Genomic DNA, 20,663 nt, shown 5'->3' on the forward strand with positions numbered 1-20,663 from the left:
GTGAGTGAGATCGACGCACAGGGCCCGAGGATCGGCGTGATCGGCGGATCGGGGCTGTACACGCTCCTGGAGCGATCGCGGACGCTCGAGGTCGCGACCCCCTACGGATCGCCCTCATCGCCGCTGTGGATCGGGACGCTCGGCAAGGTCGAGGTCGCCTTCCTCCCGCGCCACGGCGCCGAACACGCCATCGCGCCGCACCGTGTGAATTACCGTGCCAACCTGTGGGCGCTGGCATCCGTCGGCGTCCGAGCGGTGTTCGCGTCCTCCGCCGTCGGAAGCATCACGCCAGACCTGCCCGCGGACACGTTCGCGGTGCCCGATCAGCTCATCGACCGCACCCGCGGCCGCGCCGACACGTACTTCGACGGCGCCGAAGTGCAGCACCTCGCGTTCGCCGACCCGTTCGATCCCGTGATGCGCGCCGCGCTGTGCGAGGCGCTCACCGCGCGCGGCGAGCGCTTCGCGTCGACCGCCACGACCCTCGTCATCCCAGGCCCTCGCTTCTCGACACGAGCCGAATCGCGGGGATGGCGCCTGCTGGGCGCCGACATCCTGAACATGACCCAATACCCCGAGGCGGCGCTGGCGGCGGAGCTCGGCCTGGGTTACGCCAGCCTCTCGTTCGTGACGGATGCCGATGTCGGCCACCACTCCGACGACGAGGCGGTGACGGCCGGAGCCGTTTTCGCACGGCTGACGGCCGCGCGAGACCGGTTCACTGGCACGATCGCCGATGCCGTTCGGCGTCTGCCGGCCGACTTCCGGCCGCGGCAGCTCATCGACCCCGCCGCGGCGGCGCGGGTGCTCGCCCTCCCGGTCGCGTGATGACGGAGACGCTGCTCGTCACCGGCGGTGCCGGGTTCATCGGGACGCACATCGTCGCCCAGGCGATCGCCGCGGGCTGGTGTGTGCGAGTGCTGGACAGCCTTCGCCCCGACGTGCATCCCGTCGATGCTGCGGCACCGGCCGGCACGGAGTTCGTGCGCGCCGACATGACGGACGCCGACGCCATGACACCCGCGGTCGAGGGTGCCGACGTCGTGTGTCACCAGGCCGCGAAAGTGGGGCTCGGCGTGGATCTCGGAGATGCACCGGACTACGTCCGCTCCAACGACCTCGGCACCGCCGTGCTGCTCGCGGCGATGGCGCGCGCCGGGGTCGGGCGACTCGTGCTCGCGTCGTCGATGGTGGTCTACGGGGAGGGCAACTACCGCGACCGGCAGGGCCCGATCGCGGCACCGCCCCGCGACCTCGCCGACCTCGCGGCGGGCAGATTCGAGCCGATCTCGCCGCGCACCGGCGAGGCTCTCGTTCCCGAGCTCATCGACGAGTCCGCACCGCTCGATCCCCGCAACGTGTACGCGGCGTCGAAGGTCGCGCAGGAGAACCTGGTGCGAGCGTGGGCGCGCGAGACCGGCGGCCACGGCGCGCTGCTGCGCTACCACAACGTGTACGGACCCGGGATGCCGCAGGCCACCCCGTATGCGGGCGTGGCCTCGCTCTTCCGCTCGGCGCTCGAGGCGGGCCTGGCGCCCACCGTGCTCGAAGACGGCGCACAGCGGCGGGACTTCGTGCACGTGTCCGACGTCGCCGCGGCGAACCTCGCGGCGATCGACTGGACCGCCTCCGCCGGCGCGGGCACCGCCCGCCCGTTCAACGTCGCGAGCGGCGAAGTGCACACGGTCGGCGAAATGGCCGACGCGCTGGCCGACGCCTTCGGCGGGCCCGCCCCCGTGATCACTGGCGGCTACCGACTCGGCGACGTACGGCACATCACCGCTTCCTCGCAGCGTCTGCGCGACGAGCTCGGGTGGCGCGCGCGGGTCGGCTTCGCCGACGGCATGCGCGAGTTCGCCCGCGCACCGCTGCGCGATCCGGCGGCATCGTGAAAGAGGCGGCATCGTGAAAGAGGCGGTATCGTGCGCGAGTCGGCATCGTGCGCGAGGCTGCATCGTGAGCGAGATCGCATCGTGAGCGAGACGATCGCGCCCGCGCCCGCGAAGACGCGAACCCGTGAACGCGCGGCCCTCGCCGGGCTCGTCACGACGGTGGTGCTCGTGGTCGCGGCCATCGCTGTGCCGGCGCTCACCGGCTGGGACGTCCGCGCGGGCTCCTTCCCTCCGCTGCATTCGATACTCGTACTGCGGATCGGCCCGGGCACACCCGCCGCGATGCTCCTCGCCGTGCTGGCGGTGGTCTACGCGCCGCGGGCGATGCACTGGTCGTGGCGGAGGCTTCTGGCGGTGGTCTACGCCTACGGCGTGGCGTGGATGCTGAGCCTGGCGACCGTCTACGGGCTCGACGGCGTCGGGGCGATCCTCGACCGCACCTCCGAGTATCTGGGCACGGCCCGCCAGGTCACCGACCTGGGGCAGACACTGCGCATCTACATCGAGCACATCCCTCTCGACAGCGCCGACAACTGGCCGGTGCACATCGCGGGGCACCCGCCGGGAGCCCTGCTGTTCTTCGTCGCTCTGGTCGCCCTCGGTCTCGGCAGCGCTCTGGCAGCGGGCGCCGTCATCACCGTGATCGCGGGCTCGACGGCCGTCGCCGTCATGGCGACCGCGCGCCGGCTCGGCGCGGAGACGTACGCCCGGCGCGCAGCGCCGTTCCTCACCGTCGGTCCGGCCGCGATCTGGATGAGCGTCTCGGCCGACGCGATGTTCGCGGCGGTCGCTGCCTGGGCGACGCTTCTGCTCGCCGTCGCCGCGACCTCGCGCCGGTTCGTTGCGCAGGCACTCGTTGGACTCGTCGCCGGCCTGCTGTACGGATACTGCGTCATGCTCTCGTACGGCCTGCCACTGCTGGGAGTGCTGGCAGTGACGGTGCTGCTGCTGGCACGGGCGTGGCGGCCGCTGCCGTTCGCGATCGCGGGCGCTGTGCTCGTGATCGGCGCGTTCGCCCTCGCCGGCTTCGCCTGGTGGGAAGCCTTGCCGGTGCTGCAGCAGCGGTACTGGGACGGCATCGCGAGCGACCGCCCGGGCGCCTACTGGACATGGGCGAACCTCGCCGCGGTGGCGATCAGCGCGGGGCCGTGGGTGGGCGCCGGCCTCGGGGTCGCCCTCGTGGACTGGGCGGCTCACGGCACGGACGACGATGCACGTGCGCGCCGCCGGATCGCTCTGCTCGCGACCGCTGGGCTGGGCATGTGCATCGCGGCCACGCTGTCGCAGATGAGCCGTGCCGAGGTGGAGCGCATCTGGCTGCCGTTCGTGCCGTGGATGCTCCTCGCGACCGCATTGCTGCCCGAGCGTTGGCGGCGCACCGGACTCATCGTGCAGGCATCGTTCGCGATCGTCGTGCAGACGCTGTTCTACACACGATGGTAGGCATCAGGTGCGAAGTCTGCCCGGGGGGCGTACACCTCAGGCGCGACCGCGCGAAACGCTGCACAGCCGGGGAAAAGCAGAAGGCCCCCGACGTGACGGGCGCCTTCTTGTGGTGGACCTGAGGGGAATCGAACCCCTGACCTCCTCGATGCGAACGAGGCGCGCTACCAACTGCGCTACAGGCCCGTGAACCTCAGAAACACTATCACGGTTCGAGGTGCGTCCCGAATCGACGAGGGCCCCGCGGAGGGCCTATTCGCCGGCTGCGCGACGGGTGAGAAGCTGCCGCACGTGGGCCTCGATCTCGGCGTCGTCGACGTACCCCATGCGGGCGTATTCGGAGTCGGCCGAGGCCGTGCGGGCCGTGCGCGCCGTGTCGATCGACGGCGGCTTCTGGGCTTCTGCGCGGGCCAGCATGGCCTGCTCGAGCGCGGCCTGGCGCAGGGCCGCGCGAGCGGCTTCGGCATCCAGCACGGCTGCGGCACGCGATCCCGCCGACGCCGTGAGCGGCCGCGGCAGGTCGCGCGGCGCCCAGGCGCGCTGCTCGCGTTCGAGCGCAACATCCTGCAGTACGGCGGCACGGCGCGGCGCGGTATCCGTCTCCCGCGCCACGGCACGCGCCGCAACGCGGGACAGGCGATGAAGCGTGATGCTCGACGCCATCACGAGACCGACGCCCAGCCACAGCAGCGTCTGCGCCCCCGCGGTGAGCGTCTCGAACACGCCCCAGCCGGCGACGGCGAGGCCGCCGAGCCCGACGAGGGTGGCGACAAGACGGAAGGCGCGACGCACGCGCGCGCGGCGCGCAGCGGGAATCGCCCGCGCGGCGGCCAGTTCGGCGCGTGCGGCCGCCTCGGCCGACGCGCGTTCGGCGCGAGCGCGCTCGAGGTCGACGCGAGCAGCTGCCTCGGCGGCGACGCGCTCGGTGCGAGCCCGCTCGCGCTCGAGACGTGCAGTGGCCTCGGCCACCTCGCGCTCGGTGCGTGCACGCTCGAGGTCGACCCGCGCCTCTTCGAGGGCGGCATGCTCGCGCTCGGCGAGCGCGCGCTTCGCGAGCCGCTGCTGTGCGGCCGCGGTGCGGGCGTTCAACTCGAGGCGCACTTCCTCCGGCGTCTCGCTCGTCTCGGCGAGAACGCGCAGCGCCTGGTTCAGGCGGACGGCGTTGCGCTCTGCCGCGTCGAACTGGCGGCGGCTGTGCCACGTCGGCAGCAGATAGACGAGCCACAAGCCCACGGCGACGAGAACGATGACTCCCCCGCCCCACACCTGCCCACCCATGCAGACCACGGTATGCGACGGATGCCGGTCGCCCCGGCATCCGCTGGCGTGTCCCTCAACACCAGCCGGCGGCCCGAATCGACGCGCTCACCTGGGAAAGGGCGTCGCGCGACCCGTATCGCCTACGCGTGCAAGCGATCCGTGGGCGGGACGGTCGCGGCGTCCTGGGGCGCCCGGCCCGAGATCCAGCGCTGCAGGACGCCCTCGGGGACGTCCTCCCGCACGAGGGCGAACGCGTAGTGGTCGCGCCAGTCGCCGTCGATGTGGATGAACCGGCGGCGGAGCCCTTCGTAGCGGAAGCCCAGCTTCTCGACGACGCGCAGGCTCGCACGGTTCTCGGGTCGGATGCAGATCTCCATGCGGTGCAGCCGCAACTCGGAGAAGCAGATGTCGGTGGCGAGCGCGACGGCAGTCGGCGTGATGCCCCGGCCCGCGAACCGCTCGCTCACCCAATAGCCGATCGTGGCCGATGCGAGCGAGCCGCGCGCGATGCCCCAGACGTTCAGCTGGCCCGCGACCTCACCGTCGTACTCCATGACGAACGGCACGCCGGCGCCGTCGCGATACTGCTGGAGCAGCCGGCGCACACCCATCCGCATGTCGAACGACACCGGCCCATCGGGGCTGGTCGCCTCCCACGGCCGAAGCCAGCCCCGATTGGACAGCAGTTCGTTCTGCAGCACGCGCGCGTCGCGCTGCTTCACGAGGCGGATCGCCACCGACCCGTGCCGACGAGGAGCCGACAGATCCACGTGACTCCCTCGAACGGGCGGCGTCAGAGATTCGCCGCGAAATCCTTGAACCAGGGACGCAGCGCGGGACCCAGATCGTCACGATCCGCCGCCAGCTGCACGATGGCCTTGATGTAGTCCACCCTATCGCCGGTGTCATAGCGGCGGCCACGGAAAACCACCCCGTACACGCCGGGGCCGTCGGGGTCCGCCGCGAGCTCCTGCAGCGCGTCGGTGAGCTGGATCTCGCCGCCCTTGCCGGGCTCGGTGCGCTCGAGGATCTCGAACACGCTCGGCGACAGCACGTAGCGGCCGATCACCGCGAGATTCGACGGTGCGTCCTCGGCGCTGGGCTTCTCGACCAGGCCGTTCACCTTGACCACGCCGTTGCCGTCGGTCGACTCGACCGAGGCGACGCCGTACAGGTGGATGTGCTCGGGGTCGACCTCCATGAGCGCGATGATCGCCGCGCCGGTACGCTCGTGCTCCGCGATCATCGTGGTCAAGAGCGGGTCGCGCTCGTCGATCAGGTCGTCGCCGAGCATGACCGCGAACGACGAGTCGCCGACGTGCGCCTTGGCGCGCAGCACGGCGTGGCCCAGACCCTTCGGCTCGCCCTGGCGCACGAAGTGGATGTCGGCGAGGTCGCTCGACTCCAGCACGCGGTGCAGGCGGTCGGTGTCGCCCTTGTCCTTGAGCTTCTCCTCGAGCTCGGGAACCGAGTCGAAGTGGTTCGAGATCGCGTTCTTGTTGCGTCCGATGATGACCAGGATGTCCTCGATGCCGGCCTGCGCCGCCTCTTCGACGACGTACTGGATCGCCGGCTTGTCCACAACGGGGAGCATCTCTTTGGGCATGGCCTTGGTGGCGGGGAGGAAGCGCGTGCCGAGACCTGCGGCCGGGATGACAGCTTTGATGGAGGTGTGGGGCATCCCCCGAGTCTAGGTGGCACGGACCACCCGGCACGGGCGCACCGACCCGTGTCACGCGCGCCGTAGAATCGACTGCATGTCCGACGCCATCGCCGATGCGAAGCGCGCACTGCGCGCCGAGCTGCGCGAGCGCCGCCAGCTGATCACACCGCAGGCGCGCGAATACGCCGAGGCCGGCGTCCACGCTCAGCTCGACACCCTCGTCGCCGAGCACGGTGCGCGATCGATCTCGTGCTTCCTGTCGACCACCACCGAGCCGGGCACGCGTTCCTTCGTGACGGATGCCGTGGCCCGCGGCATCCGCGTGCTCCTTCCGGTGACGCGCACCGACGGCCTCCTCGACTGGGCCGTCGCGACCGCCGACGGCGATATCGCCGAGGGCATGTTCGGACTCCCCGAGCCGGTCGGCGAGCTGCTCGGACCGATCGCGGTCAACGACGTCGACCTGCTCGTCATCCCGGCGGCCTCGGTCGACCGCAACGGCATGCGGCTGGGATGGGGCCGCGGCTTCTACGACAAGACCCTCGGATCGATGGAGCGCTGCCCGCCCGTGTACGCCGTCGTCTTCGACTCCGAGTTCGTCGACGAGGTTCCGAGCGACGAACTCGACCAGCCCGTGACCGGCGTCGTCACGCCCACGCGCACCATCACCCTCGCGCCCAGCCGGCGCTGACACCCACCGAGAGAGCCATGCCCACCTACGCCTACGCCTGCAAGCAGTGCGGCCACCGCTTCGACGCGGTGCAGTCCTTCGCCGACCCCACCCTCACCGAATGCCCCGAGTGCGGCGGCGCGCTGCGCAAGGAGTACGGCTCGATCGGCGTGACCTTCAACGGCTCGGGCTTCTACCGCACCGACTCGCGCGCCGGCGCGAAGAGCGGTGGAGCCCCGGCGACCGGCGGCGCGGATGCGTCGAGTGGCGCCTCCTCGTCGACTTCGACATCATCGAAGTCCGAGGCGAAGGCCTCACCCGCGTCGCCCGGATCCTGATCGTCCGGAGCCCCCGGCGCGGGCGGACACCCAGGGGGTACGCGTGATCAAGGGCTTCAAAGAATTCATCCTGCGCGGCAACGTCATCGACCTCGCGGTCGCCGTCGTCATCGGCGCGGCGTTCACCGCAGTGGTGAACGCGATCGTGTCGAGCATCATCAATCCGATCATCGCGCTCGTCTGGAAGCCGGACGAGAACGGCAACATCGGCATCACTGTGAACGGCCTATGGGGACCCGTGACGTTCCCGATCAGCGACCTGATCAACGCCATCATCGCCTTCTTCGCGGTCGCGATCGTGGTCTACTTCGTGTTCGTGCACCCGATGAATGTGCTCAAGGAGCGGGCAGCCGCCAAGGCCGGCCTCACCGAGGCCGATGAGGAGCCGAAGCTGCCGACCGAGCAGGAGATCCTGGTGCAGATCCGCGACATCCTGGAGAAGCAGAAGTCCTGAGCGTCTCCGCGGCGCGAAACGCACCCGGTCGTTGAGCGAGCGAGGAACGAGCGAGACGAAACGCGGCCGGTTCTAATAATGCGGGGGGACGTCGCGCCGCAGGCGCTCGTCGTTCGGCCCCGCTGACCCGGGGGTCGCGTCGGGCGCCGCGGTGGCGGCATCCGTCTCGTCGTCGCCCGGGACGGGCTCGGCGCTCGTTCCAGGCGCGGGCGTCAGCTTCGCCCGCCGGGAGCCCTTGACCCGCTCGATGCGCTGGCGGTCACTCGACGACATCGATCGGCTGGGTCTCGTTGTCGACCCGCGGCGCGTCGGGCGGCACGCCGAGCATCGCGGCGATGCGCTGCGCGACGTCGGCGGGGTCGCGGTACAGGTCGAACGAGTGCACGCGCACGTAGTGCCAGCCGAGGCGCCGCAGGATCTGCGGGCGCAGGCGCAACGACTCGCGCAGCGACTCCCCGATCGTCTCTGGGTCGCTCTCGACCACGACCGCCTTGCCGTCGTACTGCGCGACCAGCGGCAGCAGGCCGCGGTAGTGCACGTCGACTGAGAGTCCGGCGCGGCGCAGCTCACGGGCGAGGCCGCGGGTCAGCGGATCGGCGAGATCTTCGAGGCGCGCTTCCCGTGAGCGCGCGGCGATGCCGCCGAGGATCGTCATGAGCGTCGCGGCACCGTACTCGAGGCGTCCGTCGTCGAAGGCCGAGGGCCGGATCGACGACACGATCACCATCGAGCGGCGGGCACGGGTCATGCCGACGGTCAGCAGCCGCTCGCCGTCGGGCGACGAGAGGTCGCCGAAGTCGCTCAGCACACGGCCGTGCTTGGTGAGGCCGAAGCCGAGGGAGAAGACGACGCGGTCCCGGCTCTCGGCGACCGACTCCTCGAGGGTCAGCACGGCGAAGGGCTCGGCGGTGTCGCGCGAGACGAAGTCGGCGACGTCGGAGCGCCCGGCGAAGGCTGCCTCGACGGCGGCGCGGATCCGCTCGGCGTGCCGCGCGCTCGCGGTCACGACCATGAGCGACTCGCTCCCCCGGTTGACCGCGTGCTCGACCACGAGAGTCACCACGCGGGCGACCTCGGAGTCGGGACTCTCGACGGCCCCGGTGACGGGGTCGGGCGTGCCGTGGCCGCCCTCCACGTAGTCGACGGCGAGGCTGCCGCGTCCGAGGTACGAACCCGCCCAGGGCAGCGACACGAGCTCGCCGCCGTAGAACGCGTCGTTCACGAGCGCCGCCAGGTCTTCGCCGCCCGCGCGGTAGCTGCGGGTGAGCGTCTCGACTGGCAGCAGTTCGGCGAGGCGCTCGAACACGCTCGTCGAATCGAAGGGCACCTCGTCGTCCTCCGGCCGGTCGGCCGGGGCCGCTGCGGCGGTGGCAACGGTCCCGTTGTTCTGAGGCGGCGTGGTGGCGCCCGACACCGCGGATCCGGCGGCGACGCGGAACGGCGTGGGCTTCTGCGTGACCGGATCGCCGAACGCGACGACCTGCCCGGCCCGGCGGAGCGCCGGCGCGGCCTCAGCGAGGCACAGGGCGCCGGCATCCGCCAGAATCACGACGTCGAACCCCACAGCGTCGGGGATGCGCGGCACCTCGTACGGCGACGCCAGCCACACCGGTGCCAGCGTGCGCGAGAGCACCGGAGCGACCGTCGCGAGCTCGGCGGGGGTGATCGCCCCGCGCTTGAGCGCCTGCTTCAGCCCGTCGGCCTCGTTCTTGTGGTCCACGATCCCGATGCGCCATTGCGTGGCGAGGTGGGCGGCGAGAAGGGGGCCGGATGCCGAGGCGTGAGCCTCGTCGACGAGCCGGAAGTCGCGCTCCAGCCGATCGACGACGGCGGTGTTCGCGCCGAGCACGGCGCGGTCGGTGCGCAGCAGCAACTCGAGCGCGGACTGCCACCAGGCGTACTCGAGCTCGGCGGCCACCTGGTCTTCGGGCACGTGCCGCACCGACAGCTCCAGCAGGAGGGGCTCGAGGCCCATCGCGGCGAGCTCGGTGCGCAGCGTCGCGCGCTCCTTGAGGTTGTCGAACACGTCGGAGTCGGCGGCAAGGCCGGCGAGCGTGCGCACCAGCTGCTTGACGGGGAGCGTCGCGAGCCGGTCGGCCTCGCTGCGGCCGAGAGCGGCGTCGAGTTCGGCGAGCTCGGCGTCCACGCGCTGCCATGCGACCTGCACATCGGCGAGGCCGAGCGGCAGCTCGGGCGTCACGCCCGTGTCGACGTACCGCTGCCACTCGGTGCGCTGCTGCTGGATGCGCACGAGCGCCTCGTACATGTCGGGCACGTGGACGCCGGGGCGCAGGTACTCTCGCGACAACCGGCGTAGTCGGCGACGGTTGGCGCCGGTCATGTCGGGCGCGTCGCGCCGCGGCGCATGCGCCTGGATCAGCTCGCCCAGCGGCCGCTCGAAGACGGTGAGGCTGAATCGGTCGAGGGAGTCGCGGATGCCGCGCAGCAGGCGCAGGTACACACCGAGTTCTGCGATCGTCCGGAACGGACGCATGCGCGTCTGGGCGATGAGCTCGTAGCCGCGCTCGAGCAAAGTGGGCACGTCGCTGCGGTGCAGCTTGCCGGCGAGCCCGTGGGCGCCGCGGGCCTCTTCCACGGTCGCGAAGGTCACGCCGTACCAGGGCGAGTCGTCAGGACCGAACCGGAACTCGCCGAGCCGTGCGGCGGCGGCGAGCTTGGCCGCGGCATCCTGTCGGGTCGTGGCGAGGTTGGCGAGCGCCTCGGCATCGAAGCGGGCCTCGGTCACCGGTGCGACGCCGCCCGCTGCCAGTTGCGCGAGCTCGCGGAGGATGTCGAGGACCGACACCCCGAACGCGGGATGCTGCGCGGTCACCGCCGAGCGATAGTCGCGGAGCACGCCGCGCAGGCGCACGAGCGCGTCGTCGATGTCGGAGACCTTCGGCGCCTGGGCCTTCTCGTTGCGGCCGATGGCACGGATGAGATCGCGCTGCAGACGGTCTGGCGAGACCGCCAGCCCCGGGAGCCCGATGCCGGCGAGCCGATGGCGCACGCCGTCGAGCGTCGAGCGCCGGGCACTCACGACCAGCACCCGCTTGCCGTCGCGCACGAGGGCGCCGACGGCGTTGATCACGGTCTGGGTGCCGCCGGTGCCGGGGAGCGTGTGGACGACGAGCGACTGGCCGTCGGTCACCCGCGCGAGCACGCGCTCCTGCTCGGAGTCGGCATCCAGCAGCAGCATGTCGGCGGCGGGCGGGCGCTCGTCGGGGCTCGTGGGCACGGGTCCGCGGCGGTGGAGCGTGAGCGACTCGCGGTCGGCGACGTGGCCGGCCAGCGCGTTGAGCACACGGTGATCGAGGTTCGATGCGTCGAGCGCCATGTCACCGCCCACGTCGGCGAAGCTCGACACGAGCAGGCGCGGCTTCACCGCGAAGCTGTCGATGGATGCCGTCAGGGCACGGATGTGGTCGATCACCGGCTGCGGCTTGAAGACGCCGTTCTCATAGGCGAGGGCGGCGAGACCGCCGGCGTCGATCATGATGCCGAAGTGGCTGCGCATCGCTCGGACCAGTTCGGGGTTGACCGAGAACGTGCCGTGCAGCTTGAGCTCGAAGTCGCCGTGATGACGGCGGATCGCGAGCGGCCGCAGCAGCACCGGCGCGCTCCAGCTGATCCCGCCGACACGCCAGGTCGCGAGGCCGACGGCCAGGCGCACGGCATCCAGCCCGCGCGTCGTCCGGAGCTCCTGGTCCTTCGCGGTGATGCGCTCAGCGGCCAGCCTTGCGTTGCGCAGCGCGACTTCGTCGCGGAAGAGGTTCGACAGCAGCGTCGAGCGCCCGGTGATGAACTGGGGCAGGCTGCCGGGGTGCGCCTTCGTGATCTCGATGGACGCGTCCTCGCCGTCCGTGAAGTGCAGGAGCGTCGACCTGCCGCCGAGGGCGGCGGACTGCAGGCGGAGCCGGTCGCGCTCGGACTCGGCGACGTGCACGACGGCGACGTCGGGTTCGGCGAGACCCAGATCGCCCGGGGTCACGTCATACCCGCGCTCGGCGTCTGCTGGGCCCAGCACGGCGCTCCGTTCTGCTCGCCACACACGTGCCACCCTAAAGGCGACGTCCGCCGGTCACTTGCAATGGACCTGAGTTTCGCGGTATTGGACGCGACGCGATCGGGCATCGAGCTCCCCTTCCTCCCCAGGATGCGGTGCGACGCGGCATCCCACAGATCCCGCTCCGACGCCTCCGCCGCGTCGGCGCACGGGGCCAGGATGGTCGCATGACCCCTGAGGAACCGCCTCGCTTCCGCGTCCACCCGTCGCCGATCGGCGACATCCTCATCGTCACGACCGCTGATGGCATCGTGACTCTCCATCCCTTCGACGGCCCCCTGCGCACCGAGATCGAACGCGTCGCGCTGCAGCTGCGCGCAGTGCCGGTTCCTGACGAGGGGACGGATGCTTCGTCTCCTTCCTCGCGCCGCACACGAGCCGCGGACAGCGTCTTCGATGTCGCGATCGCGCAGCTCGACGAGTACTTCGAGGGCGAACGCCGCGGGTTCGAGTTGCCGCTGGACTGGCGGCTGGTCCGCGGCTTCACGCACGCGGCGCTCGAGGCGGTGTGCGACATCCCCTACGGCGAGACGGCGAGCTACGGCGAAGTGGCCGTCATGGCGGGCACCGCTCGCGCGGCCCGGGCCGTCGGCACGGCGTGTGCGACCACTCCGTTCTCGATCGTGGTCCCGGTGCATCGGGTGGTTCGTGCCGACGGATCGCTCGGCGAGTACGGCGGGCGGCCCGACTTGAAGCGGTTCCTCATCGAGCTCGAGCAGGGGCCAGGCATTCCCCCCGCGCCGAGCGGTGCCCACGCGACCGACGCGGAAGCGGCGTCCGACGCGCCGAGCGGGGCCGACGCGACCGGCGCCGGGGCCCCCGCCGCGCCGGTCGGCGCGAAGCCGGCGGCGGGCGTGTAGGCCGCCCGCGCGCCGCGAGGCCCGGGCGGAGTGTCCGCCCGGGCCTCGCATTCCCGATCGATGTGGGGTAGGCCCGCCGTCTCCGAGCCCGGGCGCGGTGGCGGGCGAGCAGATCCCACGGTCGGCGCCGCGCGGAGGCCCGGTGCGATGATCGTGTCCGGGGCGCTTCATCGCGCCCACCGGGGAGACCCGGACCACCTGTGCGCGGTGCCCCGGGTGGTAAAGTCGGCGCTACGAAAGGCGGCGAGGACGCCGTCACCCCTCGGAAGCAGGTAGTCGTGGGCGCGTCCCTCCCACCACGTGCACCGAACCCCGATCGCACTCGCGCGGGAGCCGGTGCCGCTGCCGCTGCACTCGACGGCGACAGCGGCGATGCACGGGCGCTCGATCACGCCGTCGCCGAACTCGTGCGCCGCACGCGATTCCCGGTCGGGTTCGGCGGACTCGCGCAAGGCGATGCGATCCATGTCACCTCGATCCACGGCGCTCGCACGCGCCGGCTCGAGGGCCTCGTGGTCGAGGCGTCCCGCGGACTCGGCGGGCGCGCACTCGTTGAGAAGCGCCCCCGGCTCGCGCTGGACTACGGGTCGTCGCGCAGCATCACACACGACTACGACCGCGCCGTCCTCGGCGAGGGCATCGCCACGCTGTTCGCCGTTCCGGTGATGGTGGGCAACCGCGCGCGCGGCGTCATCTACTGCGGGTCGTGGGCCGAGTCGCCGGTCGGCGATGTCGTCGCCCGGCCCGCGTTCGCGGTCGCCGAAGAACTCTCGGCCGAGCTGCGCATCCGAGAAGAGGTGCAGCGCAGGCTGACCCTCTCCCCCGCGCCGGCCGGCCAGGTCACGATGCCGGCCACCACACGAGAAGAACTGCGCGAGACCTACGCCGAACTGCGCAGCATCGCCGCGGTCGTCGACGACCCCGCGCTGCGTGCGCGACTGGACCGCCTCGAGAAGCGCCTCGCCGCGCTCTCCCACGATGCGACAGAACCGTCGCTCGACCTCGACGTCAGGCTGTCGCCGCGCGAGATCGACGTGCTGGCGTGCGCCGCGCTCGGCGCGACGAACGCCGAGATCGCCTCGACGCTTGATCTCAAAGAGGGCACCGTCAAGTCGTATCTGCAGTCGGCGATGGCGAAACTGGATGCCTCGACCCGGCACGCCGCGGTCGTCACGGCTCGTCGCGCCGGGCTCCTTCCCTGACCCTCGAACGCTCGTTCGGCGTCCCACGCGACATGTCGCGAAATCCGCTGCTGTCAGGGTGAATCATCGGTATTCGACCGACGGTCCGAATTACCTCGGATAGAAGTTCTCCAGACCGCGAAAATACCCGATGGTCGGGAGCGACAATTGGGCGTATTGTGCCACCATGGCCCGAAGAATCGTTCACCAGCTCGTCGATGACATCGACGGTACCCTTTTGGAAGCCGGCGAAGGCGAAACAGTACTGTTCTCGCTCGACGGCGTCGCTTACGAAATCGACCTCACCGAAGAGAATGCCAGCGCTCTGCGCAGCGCTCTCGAGCGGTACACCAAGGCGGCTCGCGCCGTCTCCTCCTCCCGTGCGACATCCAGCACCGCGTCGGCCGGGCGAAAGCGCCGCCGCAGCGGGCAGCAGGATTTCAGCGCCGTCCGCGAATGGGCGAAGCAGAACGGCTATCAGGTGTCGGAGCGGGGCCGGGTTCCGGCATCCGTTCTCGAGGCCTATGAGGCGGCGCACTGACGCACGCCGCCTCGCGGCTATTCACGATTCAGCGCAGTTCGGACGTGCGTGAGAGCTGGAAGAGAATCTCCTCGACTTTCTCCTTCGCGTCTCCGAAGAGCATCTGCGTGTTCTCGCGATAGAAGAGCGGATTCTGCACGCCCGCATATCCGGATGCCATCGACCTCTTGAAGACGATGACATTGCGGGCCTCCCAAACACGCAGCACCGGCATCCCGGCGATGGGGCTGCCCGGATCTTCGGCGGCGGCCGGATTGACAGTGTCGTTCGCGCCGATGACGAGCACGACGTCGGCGGCTGAAAGGTCGTCGTTGATCTCGTCCATCGAGAGGACGATGTCGTAGGGCACCTTGGCCTCCGCCAGCAGCACGTTCATGTGCCCGGGCAGGCGGCCGGCGACCGGATGGATGCCGAACCGCACGTCGACGCCGTGCTCGCGCAGCTTCTGCACGAGGTCGGCGACCCCATGCTGCGCCTGGGCGACGGCCATGCCGTAGCCCGGTGTGATCACGACGGTCGACGCGCCCACGAGCATGTCGGCCGCGCTCTCGGCGTCGATCTCGCGGTGCTCGCCATACTCCTGGCCACTGCTCGTAGGCGCCTCGATGCCGAAGCCGCCGGCGATCACCGAGAAGAACGAGCGGTTCATGGCCTTGCACATGATGTAGCTCAGGTACGCACCCGACGAACCCACGAGCGCGCCCGTAACGATCAGCAGGTCGTTGTTCAGCAGGAAACCGGCCGCGGCGGCCGCCCATCCGGAGTAGCTGTTCAGCATCGAGACGACGACAGGCATGTCGCCGCCGCCGATCGAGGCGACCAGATGCCAGCCCAGCAGGAATGCGAGCATGGTGACGAGAAAGAGCAACCGCATGTCCGGTGTGATGACGTACCAGACCGTGAGGACGAGGAATGCGACGAGCGCGCAGATGTTCAGCGCATTCTTGCCGGGCAGCATGAGCGGTTTCGACGAGATGCGTGCCGACAGCTTGAGGAACGCCACGATCGATCCGGTGAAGGTCACGCCGCCGATGAAGACGCCGATGAACACCTCGGCGTGGTGGATGTCGGCGAGCGCACCCTCGAGGCCGGTGTCGTAAAGGGCGCCGTTCCAGCCGACCAACACGGCAGCCAGCCCCACGAAGGAGTGCAGCAGGGCGATGAGCTCCGGCATCCCGGTCATCTCCACTACCCGCGCGCGCCAGAGCCCGATCGCGCCGCCGACGACGACCGCGACCACAAGCAGCGCCAGCCCCGTGATGGCGGCACTTCCGGAGGCGGAGTCCCACGCGCCGGCGGCCGTCACCCACACCGTGGCACCGAGCGCGATGGCCATGCCGACGATGCCGAATGTCACCCCGCGGCGACTGGTCTCGTGCTTGCTGAGCCCCGCGAGGCTGAGGATGAACAGCAGCGCGGCGACGATGTACGCGGCGCCTGCCACCTGGCCGGCGACCGCGGTCATCGGGTCTCACCCTTCTGGAACATCGCGAGCATGCGCCGCGTGACGGCGAAGCCGCCGAAGATGTTGATACTGGCGAGCAGCACTGCCACCGCGGCGAGGATCTGAACGGTCAGATCGGGCAGCGTGATCTGCACCATCGCGCCGACCACGATGATGCCCGAGATCGCATTGGTGACGCTCATGAGCGGCGTGTGCAGCGCGTGGGCGACGTGGCCGATGACGTAGAAGCCGACGACGATGGCGAGGGTCAGCACGAGGAAGTGCTGCGGTAGCGGGGGCGGTGCGAACGCGCAGATCGCGAACACCGCCGCGATGCCGGCGACCACGATGCCGGTCCGGCCGCCCGCCGACATCGGCTTCTTCGCCGCGACCGCTGGCGCCGCCGCCTTCGCCGCCGCCGGGGCGGCGGAGACCTGAACCGGCGGCGGCGGCCACGTGATCGCGCCGTTCCGCACGACGGTGACCGTGCGCTGAACGACGTCGTCGAAGTCCAGCGCGAGAACGCCGTCCTTGCCGGGGGTGAGCAGTTTCAGCAGGTTGACGAGGTTCGTCGCGAACAGTTGTGACGCCTGCTGCGGCAGACGGCCGGGCAGATCCGTGTAGCCGAGGATCACGACGCCGTTCTCTGTCACGGTTCGCTCCCCCGCGACCGACCCCTCGACGTTGCCGCCCTGCCCCGCGGCCATGTCGACGATCACGCTGCCCGGCCGCATCGAGGCGACGTCTGCGGCGGTGATGAGGCGCGGCGCCGGACGGCCCGGAATCAGCGCGGTGGTGATGATGATGTCGACATCGGCCGCCTGCTCCGAGTAGATCTCGGCGGCACGCCGGTCGTACGCCTCGCTCGTGGCCTTGGCGTAGCCGTCGGCGGAGACCTGCTTCGCCTCGTCGGGCACGACCACCTCGAGGAACTCGCCGCCGATCGACGCGACCTGATCCGCCACTTCGGGCCGCGGGTCGGTGGCACGGACGATCGCACCGAGGCTGGATGCCGCACCGATCGCGGCGAGCCCTGCCACACCGGCACCCGCGACGAGCACCTTCGCCGGGGGCACCTTGCCCGCCGCGGTCACCTGCCCGGTGAAGAAGCGGCCGAACTCGTGCGCGGCCTCGACGACGGCGCGGTAGCCGGCGATGTTCGCCATAGAGCTCAGCACGTCCATCGACTGCGCGCGTGAGATCCGAGGCACGGCGTCGAGCGCGATGGCCGTGATCCCCCGGTTGGCGAGCGCCTCGACCAGGTCGGGCCGCAGCGCCGGCGTCAGCGTCGCGACGATCGTGGCGCCGTCGGCCAACCGGTCGATCTCGGCCGACGTCGGCGCGACGACCTTGAGCACGATCGGCGACGCCCAGGCGTTCATCCCGTCGACGACGGTCGCTCCCGCCTGCGCGAACGCGGAGTCCGGGAAGGACGAGGCGGCGCCGGCGCCGGCTTCGACGACGACGTCGTAACCCAGCGAGATGAGTTTGGGGACGGTGTTCGGGGTCGCCGACACCCGGTTCTCTCCGGGCGCTTCGGCGACGATGCCAATGCGTGTCATGTCGTTCCTCACGGTTGGGTGGGCACGGTCGGGTCGGCAGCGCGTTGCTGCCGGGACAGAAGCCGGCAAGCACCTTCCCCGGCGCTCGCGACGACGCCTCCACCATGTCAGACCACGGCGCGGATAGCCCCCGCGTTGCGCCCGACACGATGACAAGAATCACAGATCTTGCTGTCCGCGCATCACAGTCGGGCTTCTTCGGCCGCTCCCCCTGCCTGCCCCCGCCCGGCGGCGACCGAACGTGGGAACTCCCTCCGAATGCGCGGCTCTCGGCGCGTAGGGGTTGCATCCGCGCTGGGATCTCGGAATCGTGGCCGACTCGGAACCGCACGAGGAAAGGAAAAGCATGCTCACGCTGACCCAGACCGCCGCCGAGGCCGTCGAAGAACTCATCGCCCGCGTCCCGCTCGCCGAAGACGGAGGGGTGCGTATCCGCGACACGGGAACCTCCGAAGGATTCGAACTGAGCGTCGTTCCCGCTCCCGAGGCGACCGACACCGTCGTACGCGAGGGCGGCGCCCGCGTCTTCCTCGACGAGACGGCGGCTTCGGTACTCGAGAACCGCGTTCTCGACGCGGAGCTGTCGAACGACGGCGCCGTGCGTTTCGCCCTCGCAACCCAGGGCTGACGATCTCACGAAGAGCCCCGGCATCCGTTCATGGATGCCGGGGCTCTTCGCATGCCGCTCGCTACTGTCGGAGCTATGAGAGGCGAACCCGTCGATGAGCCCGACACTGCGTGGGAGAGCTGCGATGCGCGCTACCGGGTATTCGTGTACACAGGCCCCGAAGCCGCGGTGAAGGCGATCGACATCGTGGACGCCTCCCTCCACGAGGTGATGGACTCGACGCGGGCGCTGGCCGAGAACGACCGGAACATGTGGTCCCTCGCCCTCGTGATGGATGCGGCCGAGCCTCGCGGTCGCGGGCTGGTCTGGCTGTCGGGGATGGACTATCACTGTGCTCCGGCATCCGCATTCGAATGGCGCCTGCGCGCCGAGATGCAGGACCGCTACCTGTCGGCGCGCAGCCGCCGCCACGAGGCCGTCGTGCTGCCGAACGGTCTGCGTGTGGTCCGCATGTTCCCCGAGTGGGGTGTGACCTGGCCGCTCTGGGAGTCCTTCACCGACAATTACCCGATGGATGCCGCGGCCCTCGGCCTATCGGACTCACTCGCCGCGGAGCTGGCCGCCTGGAACGACCGGTGGCAGGACGGCGGCCTCGAAGGGCCACTCCCCGTGGGCTGGCACGACGAGGGATGGGCGCTGTACGGCCGTCTGCAGGCCGAGCTCGACGGCATCGCCGAGGTGCGCCCCGACTTCGGCCGCTGACGGGCCGTCGCGAGTTCGGCCGCTGACGGGGCGTCGCGAGCAAGCCCGTAGACTGTGGGGGCCAGCCTCTGTAGCTCAATGGAAGAGCAGTTCCGTCCTAAGGAAACGGTTGGGGGTTCGAGTCCCTCCAGGGGCAACGGTGCGGTTGTTGACTTTTGATCTCGGATTTATTGTGTGAATCGGCCTGCCTTGCCCTCGCCTGTTGGCCTCTTTGATTACGACACTGCGACGGTGATCACCACTGCGAAGCTGAGGATTGCGGCGCCGAGCGTGAAGAGGGTGAGGGCGAGGAGGGGCCGGGCGCCCGGCATCCGTCCTCTGTCGCCGTCGCGGGCGAGGGTGTCGTTGAAGGCGCGATAGCGACGACGGGCCCACAGCCACGAGATGCCGGACATGACGAGTCCGGCGGCGCCGACGAGTATCCACCAGCCGCTGCCGAATGCCGCGGGGATTAGTCGCATCGCGACGATCGAGCCCGCGCCGAGCGCGAGGGCGGTGCGGCGCCAGGCCAGCTCGGTGCGTTCGGGCTGCAGTCCGGGGTCGAACAGCTCAGTCATGCGAGCAGGATCGCCAGCAGCACGAGGGCGCCGGCGACGGTAACCGCGCCGGCGAGCACCGGACCCAGTTGCGACGCAGGCAGCGGCTCGGCTCGGCGCAGGGCGCGTTCGGTGTGTGTCCAGTTCAGCCAGGCCAATGCGGGCACAAGCACGCCTACGATCACGAGCACGAGGCTGGCGGCCAGCCGCAGTCCGGCATGCAGCTCGAGGCCGAGCAGCTCGAGCGCGACGCCGCCAGCGACGAGGGCGAGGGCGGTGCGGATCCATGCCAGGAAGGTGCGCTCGTTGGCGAGAGTGAACCGGGCGTCCGGCTCGCTGCCGTGACGGTACACCGATGCGGGGAAGCGGCGGTCGGCGTTCATGCGGCGACCGTCCGAAACCCGGCGTTGCCCATCGACGAATCAGGAGTGTTCTGCGACCTGGCCGCGTTGCGATACCGGTTGCAGTACGAGATGTGGCACAGGTAGCTGCCGCCACGCAGCACCCGCGCCGCCCCCAGTGCCGGGCCGGGCGGGGCGGTGCCGGGAGAGCGGCGGTAATAGCCGGGGTCGAACCAGTCCCGGCACCACTCCCACACGTTGCCGACCGGCTGCCAGAGCCCATACCCGTTGGGTGAGAAGGTGCGCACAGGGGCAGTGGTGAGGAAGCCATCCTCGCGGGTGTTCACACCGGGGAACTGCCCCTGCCAGATATTCGCGCGCCATCCACCCTCGTCGACCTCCTCGTCGCCCCACGGGTACTTCGCCTGGTCGATGCCGCCGCGCGCGGCGTACTCCCACTCGGCCTCGGTGGGGAGGCGTCGACCGGACCACGCGCAGTAGGCCTGCGCGTCGTTCCAGCTCACGTGCACAACCGGGTGATCGCCGATCTCGTCGATCGACGAGTCCCGCCCGCCGGGATGAGCCCAGTCCGCGCCGCGCACCCCGAACCACCACGCTGTCCCCGTCGCCGGCCCCATCACATCCTGCGCCGGTGCCTGCACGGCCAGGTGGAACACGGCGGAGAACCCGAACGTCTCCGCCTCCGTGCGGTACCCGGTGGCGTCCACGAACCGGGCGAAGGCGTCGTTGGTGACCGTGGTCGCGTCGATCGAGAAGCTCTCGAGGGTGACCGGATGCTGTGGCACTTCCCCGTCTCCCGGATTGCGGTCACCCGACGAGTCGCCCATGACGAAGGTGCCCGCCGGGACCACGACCTGCCCCACAGCATGCCCGCCATCACCCGCAGCCGACACAGCACCGGCGGCAGCCGCGGTGCCGATGGTGAGGAACTGCGAGCGGCCTGGTGCCCCGCACGTACACGATGGACCGCAGCCCGCCTCGTTCTCGGAACTCATGTGGGAAACCTCACCTCTGTTCGGACGCCAGCCGACATGCGTGAACGTCGATTATCGCGTGGCTCG

General features: G+C 70.5%; 21 protein-coding genes and 2 tRNA genes. 12 read left to right on the forward strand and 11 right to left on the reverse strand.

The window, feature by feature from the left end:
- From MRBLWS13_RS05850 to MRBLWS13_RS05860, 3 genes are all read left to right on the forward strand, one after another.
- On the forward strand, positions 1 to 828 hold the full coding sequence (locus tag MRBLWS13_RS05850) for an MTAP family purine nucleoside phosphorylase (protein ID WP_349428085.1): 828 nt from the start codon (positions 1 to 3) through the stop codon (positions 826 to 828).
- Positions 828 to 1,892: an NAD-dependent epimerase/dehydratase family protein gene (locus tag MRBLWS13_RS05855; RefSeq protein WP_349428086.1), complete on the forward strand. Its 1,065-nt coding sequence runs from the start codon at positions 828 to 830 to the stop codon at positions 1,890 to 1,892. Before MRBLWS13_RS05850 ends, MRBLWS13_RS05855 begins: the two co-directional genes overlap by 1 nt.
- Positions 1,893 to 1,973: 81 nt before the next feature.
- Positions 1,974 to 3,335: a hypothetical protein gene (locus MRBLWS13_RS05860; RefSeq protein ID WP_349428087.1), complete on the forward strand. Its 1,362-nt coding sequence runs from the start codon at positions 1,974 to 1,976 to the stop codon at positions 3,333 to 3,335.
- Between the two features lie 110 nt (positions 3,336 to 3,445).
- On the opposite strand, the gene MRBLWS13_RS05865 is transcribed toward MRBLWS13_RS05860, so the two are convergent.
- The 4 genes from MRBLWS13_RS05865 to galU all read right to left on the reverse strand — a co-directional run bounded on the left by MRBLWS13_RS05865 (position 3,446) and on the right by galU (position 6,276).
- Positions 3,446 to 3,521, reverse strand: a tRNA-Ala gene (locus MRBLWS13_RS05865).
- A 66-nt stretch (positions 3,522 to 3,587) separates the two neighbouring features.
- Positions 3,588 to 4,613, reverse strand: a complete 1,026-nt coding sequence (locus tag MRBLWS13_RS05870; protein ID WP_349428088.1) for a large exoprotein — start codon at positions 4,611 to 4,613, stop codon at positions 3,588 to 3,590.
- 122 nt (positions 4,614 to 4,735) lie between these two features.
- Positions 4,736 to 5,365 carry a GNAT family protein gene (locus tag MRBLWS13_RS05875; protein ID WP_349428089.1) on the reverse strand — a complete coding sequence of 210 codons (630 nt, stop codon included), beginning with the start codon at positions 5,363 to 5,365 and terminating at the stop codon, positions 4,736 to 4,738.
- 23 nt (positions 5,366 to 5,388) lie between these two features.
- The gene (gene galU / locus MRBLWS13_RS05880; protein WP_349428090.1) at positions 5,389 to 6,276 is read right to left on the reverse strand and encodes a UTP--glucose-1-phosphate uridylyltransferase GalU; all 888 of its coding nucleotides are present in this window, start codon (positions 6,274 to 6,276) and stop codon (positions 5,389 to 5,391) included.
- 76 nt (positions 6,277 to 6,352) lie between these two features.
- Here galU and MRBLWS13_RS05885 point away from each other — a divergent pair, with 76 nt between their 5' ends.
- From MRBLWS13_RS05885 to mscL, 3 genes are read left to right on the forward strand one after another with little or no spacing between them, the layout of a single operon-like run.
- Positions 6,353 to 6,949: a 5-formyltetrahydrofolate cyclo-ligase gene (locus tag MRBLWS13_RS05885; protein ID WP_349428091.1), complete on the forward strand. Its 597-nt coding sequence runs from the start codon at positions 6,353 to 6,355 to the stop codon at positions 6,947 to 6,949.
- A 17-nt stretch (positions 6,950 to 6,966) separates the two neighbouring features.
- On the forward strand, positions 6,967 to 7,266 hold the full coding sequence (locus MRBLWS13_RS05890; protein WP_349428092.1) for an FmdB family zinc ribbon protein: 300 nt from the start codon (positions 6,967 to 6,969) through the stop codon (positions 7,264 to 7,266).
- Positions 7,267 to 7,309: 43 nt separating this feature from the next.
- Positions 7,310 to 7,720, forward strand: a complete 411-nt coding sequence (mscL, locus tag MRBLWS13_RS05895; protein WP_349428094.1) for a large conductance mechanosensitive channel protein MscL — start codon at positions 7,310 to 7,312, stop codon at positions 7,718 to 7,720.
- 72 nt (positions 7,721 to 7,792) lie between these two features.
- Here mscL and MRBLWS13_RS05900 read toward each other — a convergent pair whose 3' ends face one another.
- Positions 7,793 to 7,993 (reverse strand): hypothetical protein, encoded by a 201-nt coding sequence (locus MRBLWS13_RS05900; protein WP_349428095.1) that lies wholly within the window; start codon positions 7,991 to 7,993, stop codon positions 7,793 to 7,795.
- Positions 7,980 to 11,744: an AAA family ATPase gene (locus MRBLWS13_RS05905; protein ID WP_349428997.1), complete on the reverse strand. Its 3,765-nt coding sequence runs from the start codon at positions 11,742 to 11,744 to the stop codon at positions 7,980 to 7,982. The genes MRBLWS13_RS05900 and MRBLWS13_RS05905 overlap by 14 nt, the downstream gene beginning before the upstream one ends.
- 209 nt (positions 11,745 to 11,953) lie before the next feature.
- Between MRBLWS13_RS05905 and MRBLWS13_RS05910 the strand changes: the two genes are divergently transcribed.
- The 3 genes from MRBLWS13_RS05910 (at position 11,954) to MRBLWS13_RS05920 (ending at position 14,368) form a co-directional block, all read left to right on the forward strand.
- On the forward strand, positions 11,954 to 12,646 hold the full coding sequence (locus MRBLWS13_RS05910; protein ID WP_349428096.1) for a methylated-DNA--[protein]-cysteine S-methyltransferase: 693 nt from the start codon (positions 11,954 to 11,956) through the stop codon (positions 12,644 to 12,646).
- Positions 12,647 to 12,924: 278 nt separating this feature from the next.
- Complete coding sequence (locus MRBLWS13_RS05915) at positions 12,925 to 13,848, forward strand: LuxR C-terminal-related transcriptional regulator (protein WP_349428097.1); 924 nt, start codon at positions 12,925 to 12,927, stop codon at positions 13,846 to 13,848.
- Between the two features lie 166 nt (positions 13,849 to 14,014).
- Positions 14,015 to 14,368 carry an Lsr2 family protein gene (locus tag MRBLWS13_RS05920; protein ID WP_349428098.1) on the forward strand — a complete coding sequence of 118 codons (354 nt, stop codon included), beginning with the start codon at positions 14,015 to 14,017 and terminating at the stop codon, positions 14,366 to 14,368.
- 28 nt (positions 14,369 to 14,396) lie between these two features.
- On the opposite strand, the gene pntB is transcribed toward MRBLWS13_RS05920, so the two are convergent.
- Positions 14,397 to 15,833, reverse strand: coding sequence for a Re/Si-specific NAD(P)(+) transhydrogenase subunit beta (gene pntB / locus MRBLWS13_RS05925; RefSeq protein WP_349428099.1), 1,437 nt, complete (start codon positions 15,831 to 15,833; stop codon positions 14,397 to 14,399).
- A complete protein-coding gene (locus MRBLWS13_RS05930; protein ID WP_349428100.1) occupies positions 15,830 to 17,374 on the reverse strand; it encodes a Re/Si-specific NAD(P)(+) transhydrogenase subunit alpha in 1,545 nt (514 codons plus the stop codon). The genes pntB and MRBLWS13_RS05930 overlap by 4 nt, the downstream gene beginning before the upstream one ends.
- 346 nt (positions 17,375 to 17,720) lie before the next feature.
- Here MRBLWS13_RS05930 and MRBLWS13_RS05935 point away from each other — a divergent pair, with 346 nt between their 5' ends.
- The 3 genes from MRBLWS13_RS05935 (at position 17,721) to MRBLWS13_RS05945 (ending at position 18,840) form a co-directional block, all read left to right on the forward strand.
- Positions 17,721 to 18,002 (forward strand): Fe-S cluster assembly protein HesB, encoded by a 282-nt coding sequence (locus MRBLWS13_RS05935; protein WP_349428101.1) that lies wholly within the window; start codon positions 17,721 to 17,723, stop codon positions 18,000 to 18,002.
- Positions 18,003 to 18,077: 75 nt separating this feature from the next.
- Positions 18,078 to 18,704, forward strand: coding sequence for a hypothetical protein (locus MRBLWS13_RS05940; RefSeq protein WP_349428102.1), 627 nt, complete (start codon positions 18,078 to 18,080; stop codon positions 18,702 to 18,704).
- 64 nt (positions 18,705 to 18,768) lie between these two features.
- Positions 18,769 to 18,840: transfer RNA gene (locus MRBLWS13_RS05945), tRNA-Arg, on the forward strand.
- Between the two features lie 79 nt (positions 18,841 to 18,919).
- Here the strand turns inward: MRBLWS13_RS05945 and MRBLWS13_RS05950 are convergent.
- The 3 genes from MRBLWS13_RS05950 to MRBLWS13_RS05960 are packed head-to-tail and all read right to left on the reverse strand — an operon-like array spanning position 18,920 to position 20,429.
- Positions 18,920 to 19,261, reverse strand: a complete 342-nt coding sequence (locus tag MRBLWS13_RS05950) for a DUF202 domain-containing protein (RefSeq protein WP_349428103.1) — start codon at positions 19,259 to 19,261, stop codon at positions 18,920 to 18,922.
- A complete protein-coding gene (locus tag MRBLWS13_RS05955) occupies positions 19,258 to 19,623 on the reverse strand; it encodes a DUF202 domain-containing protein (RefSeq protein ID WP_349428104.1) in 366 nt (121 codons plus the stop codon). Before MRBLWS13_RS05955 ends, MRBLWS13_RS05950 begins: the two co-directional genes overlap by 4 nt.
- Complete coding sequence (locus MRBLWS13_RS05960; RefSeq protein ID WP_349428998.1) at positions 19,620 to 20,429, reverse strand: formylglycine-generating enzyme family protein; 810 nt, start codon at positions 20,427 to 20,429, stop codon at positions 19,620 to 19,622. The genes MRBLWS13_RS05955 and MRBLWS13_RS05960 overlap by 4 nt, the downstream gene beginning before the upstream one ends.
- Positions 20,430 to 20,663 lie beyond the last annotated feature (234 nt).

Origin of the sequence: Microbacterium sp. LWS13-1.2, assembly GCF_040144835.1 — a bacterium.
GTDB lineage: Bacteria > Actinomycetota > Actinomycetes > Actinomycetales > Microbacteriaceae > Microbacterium.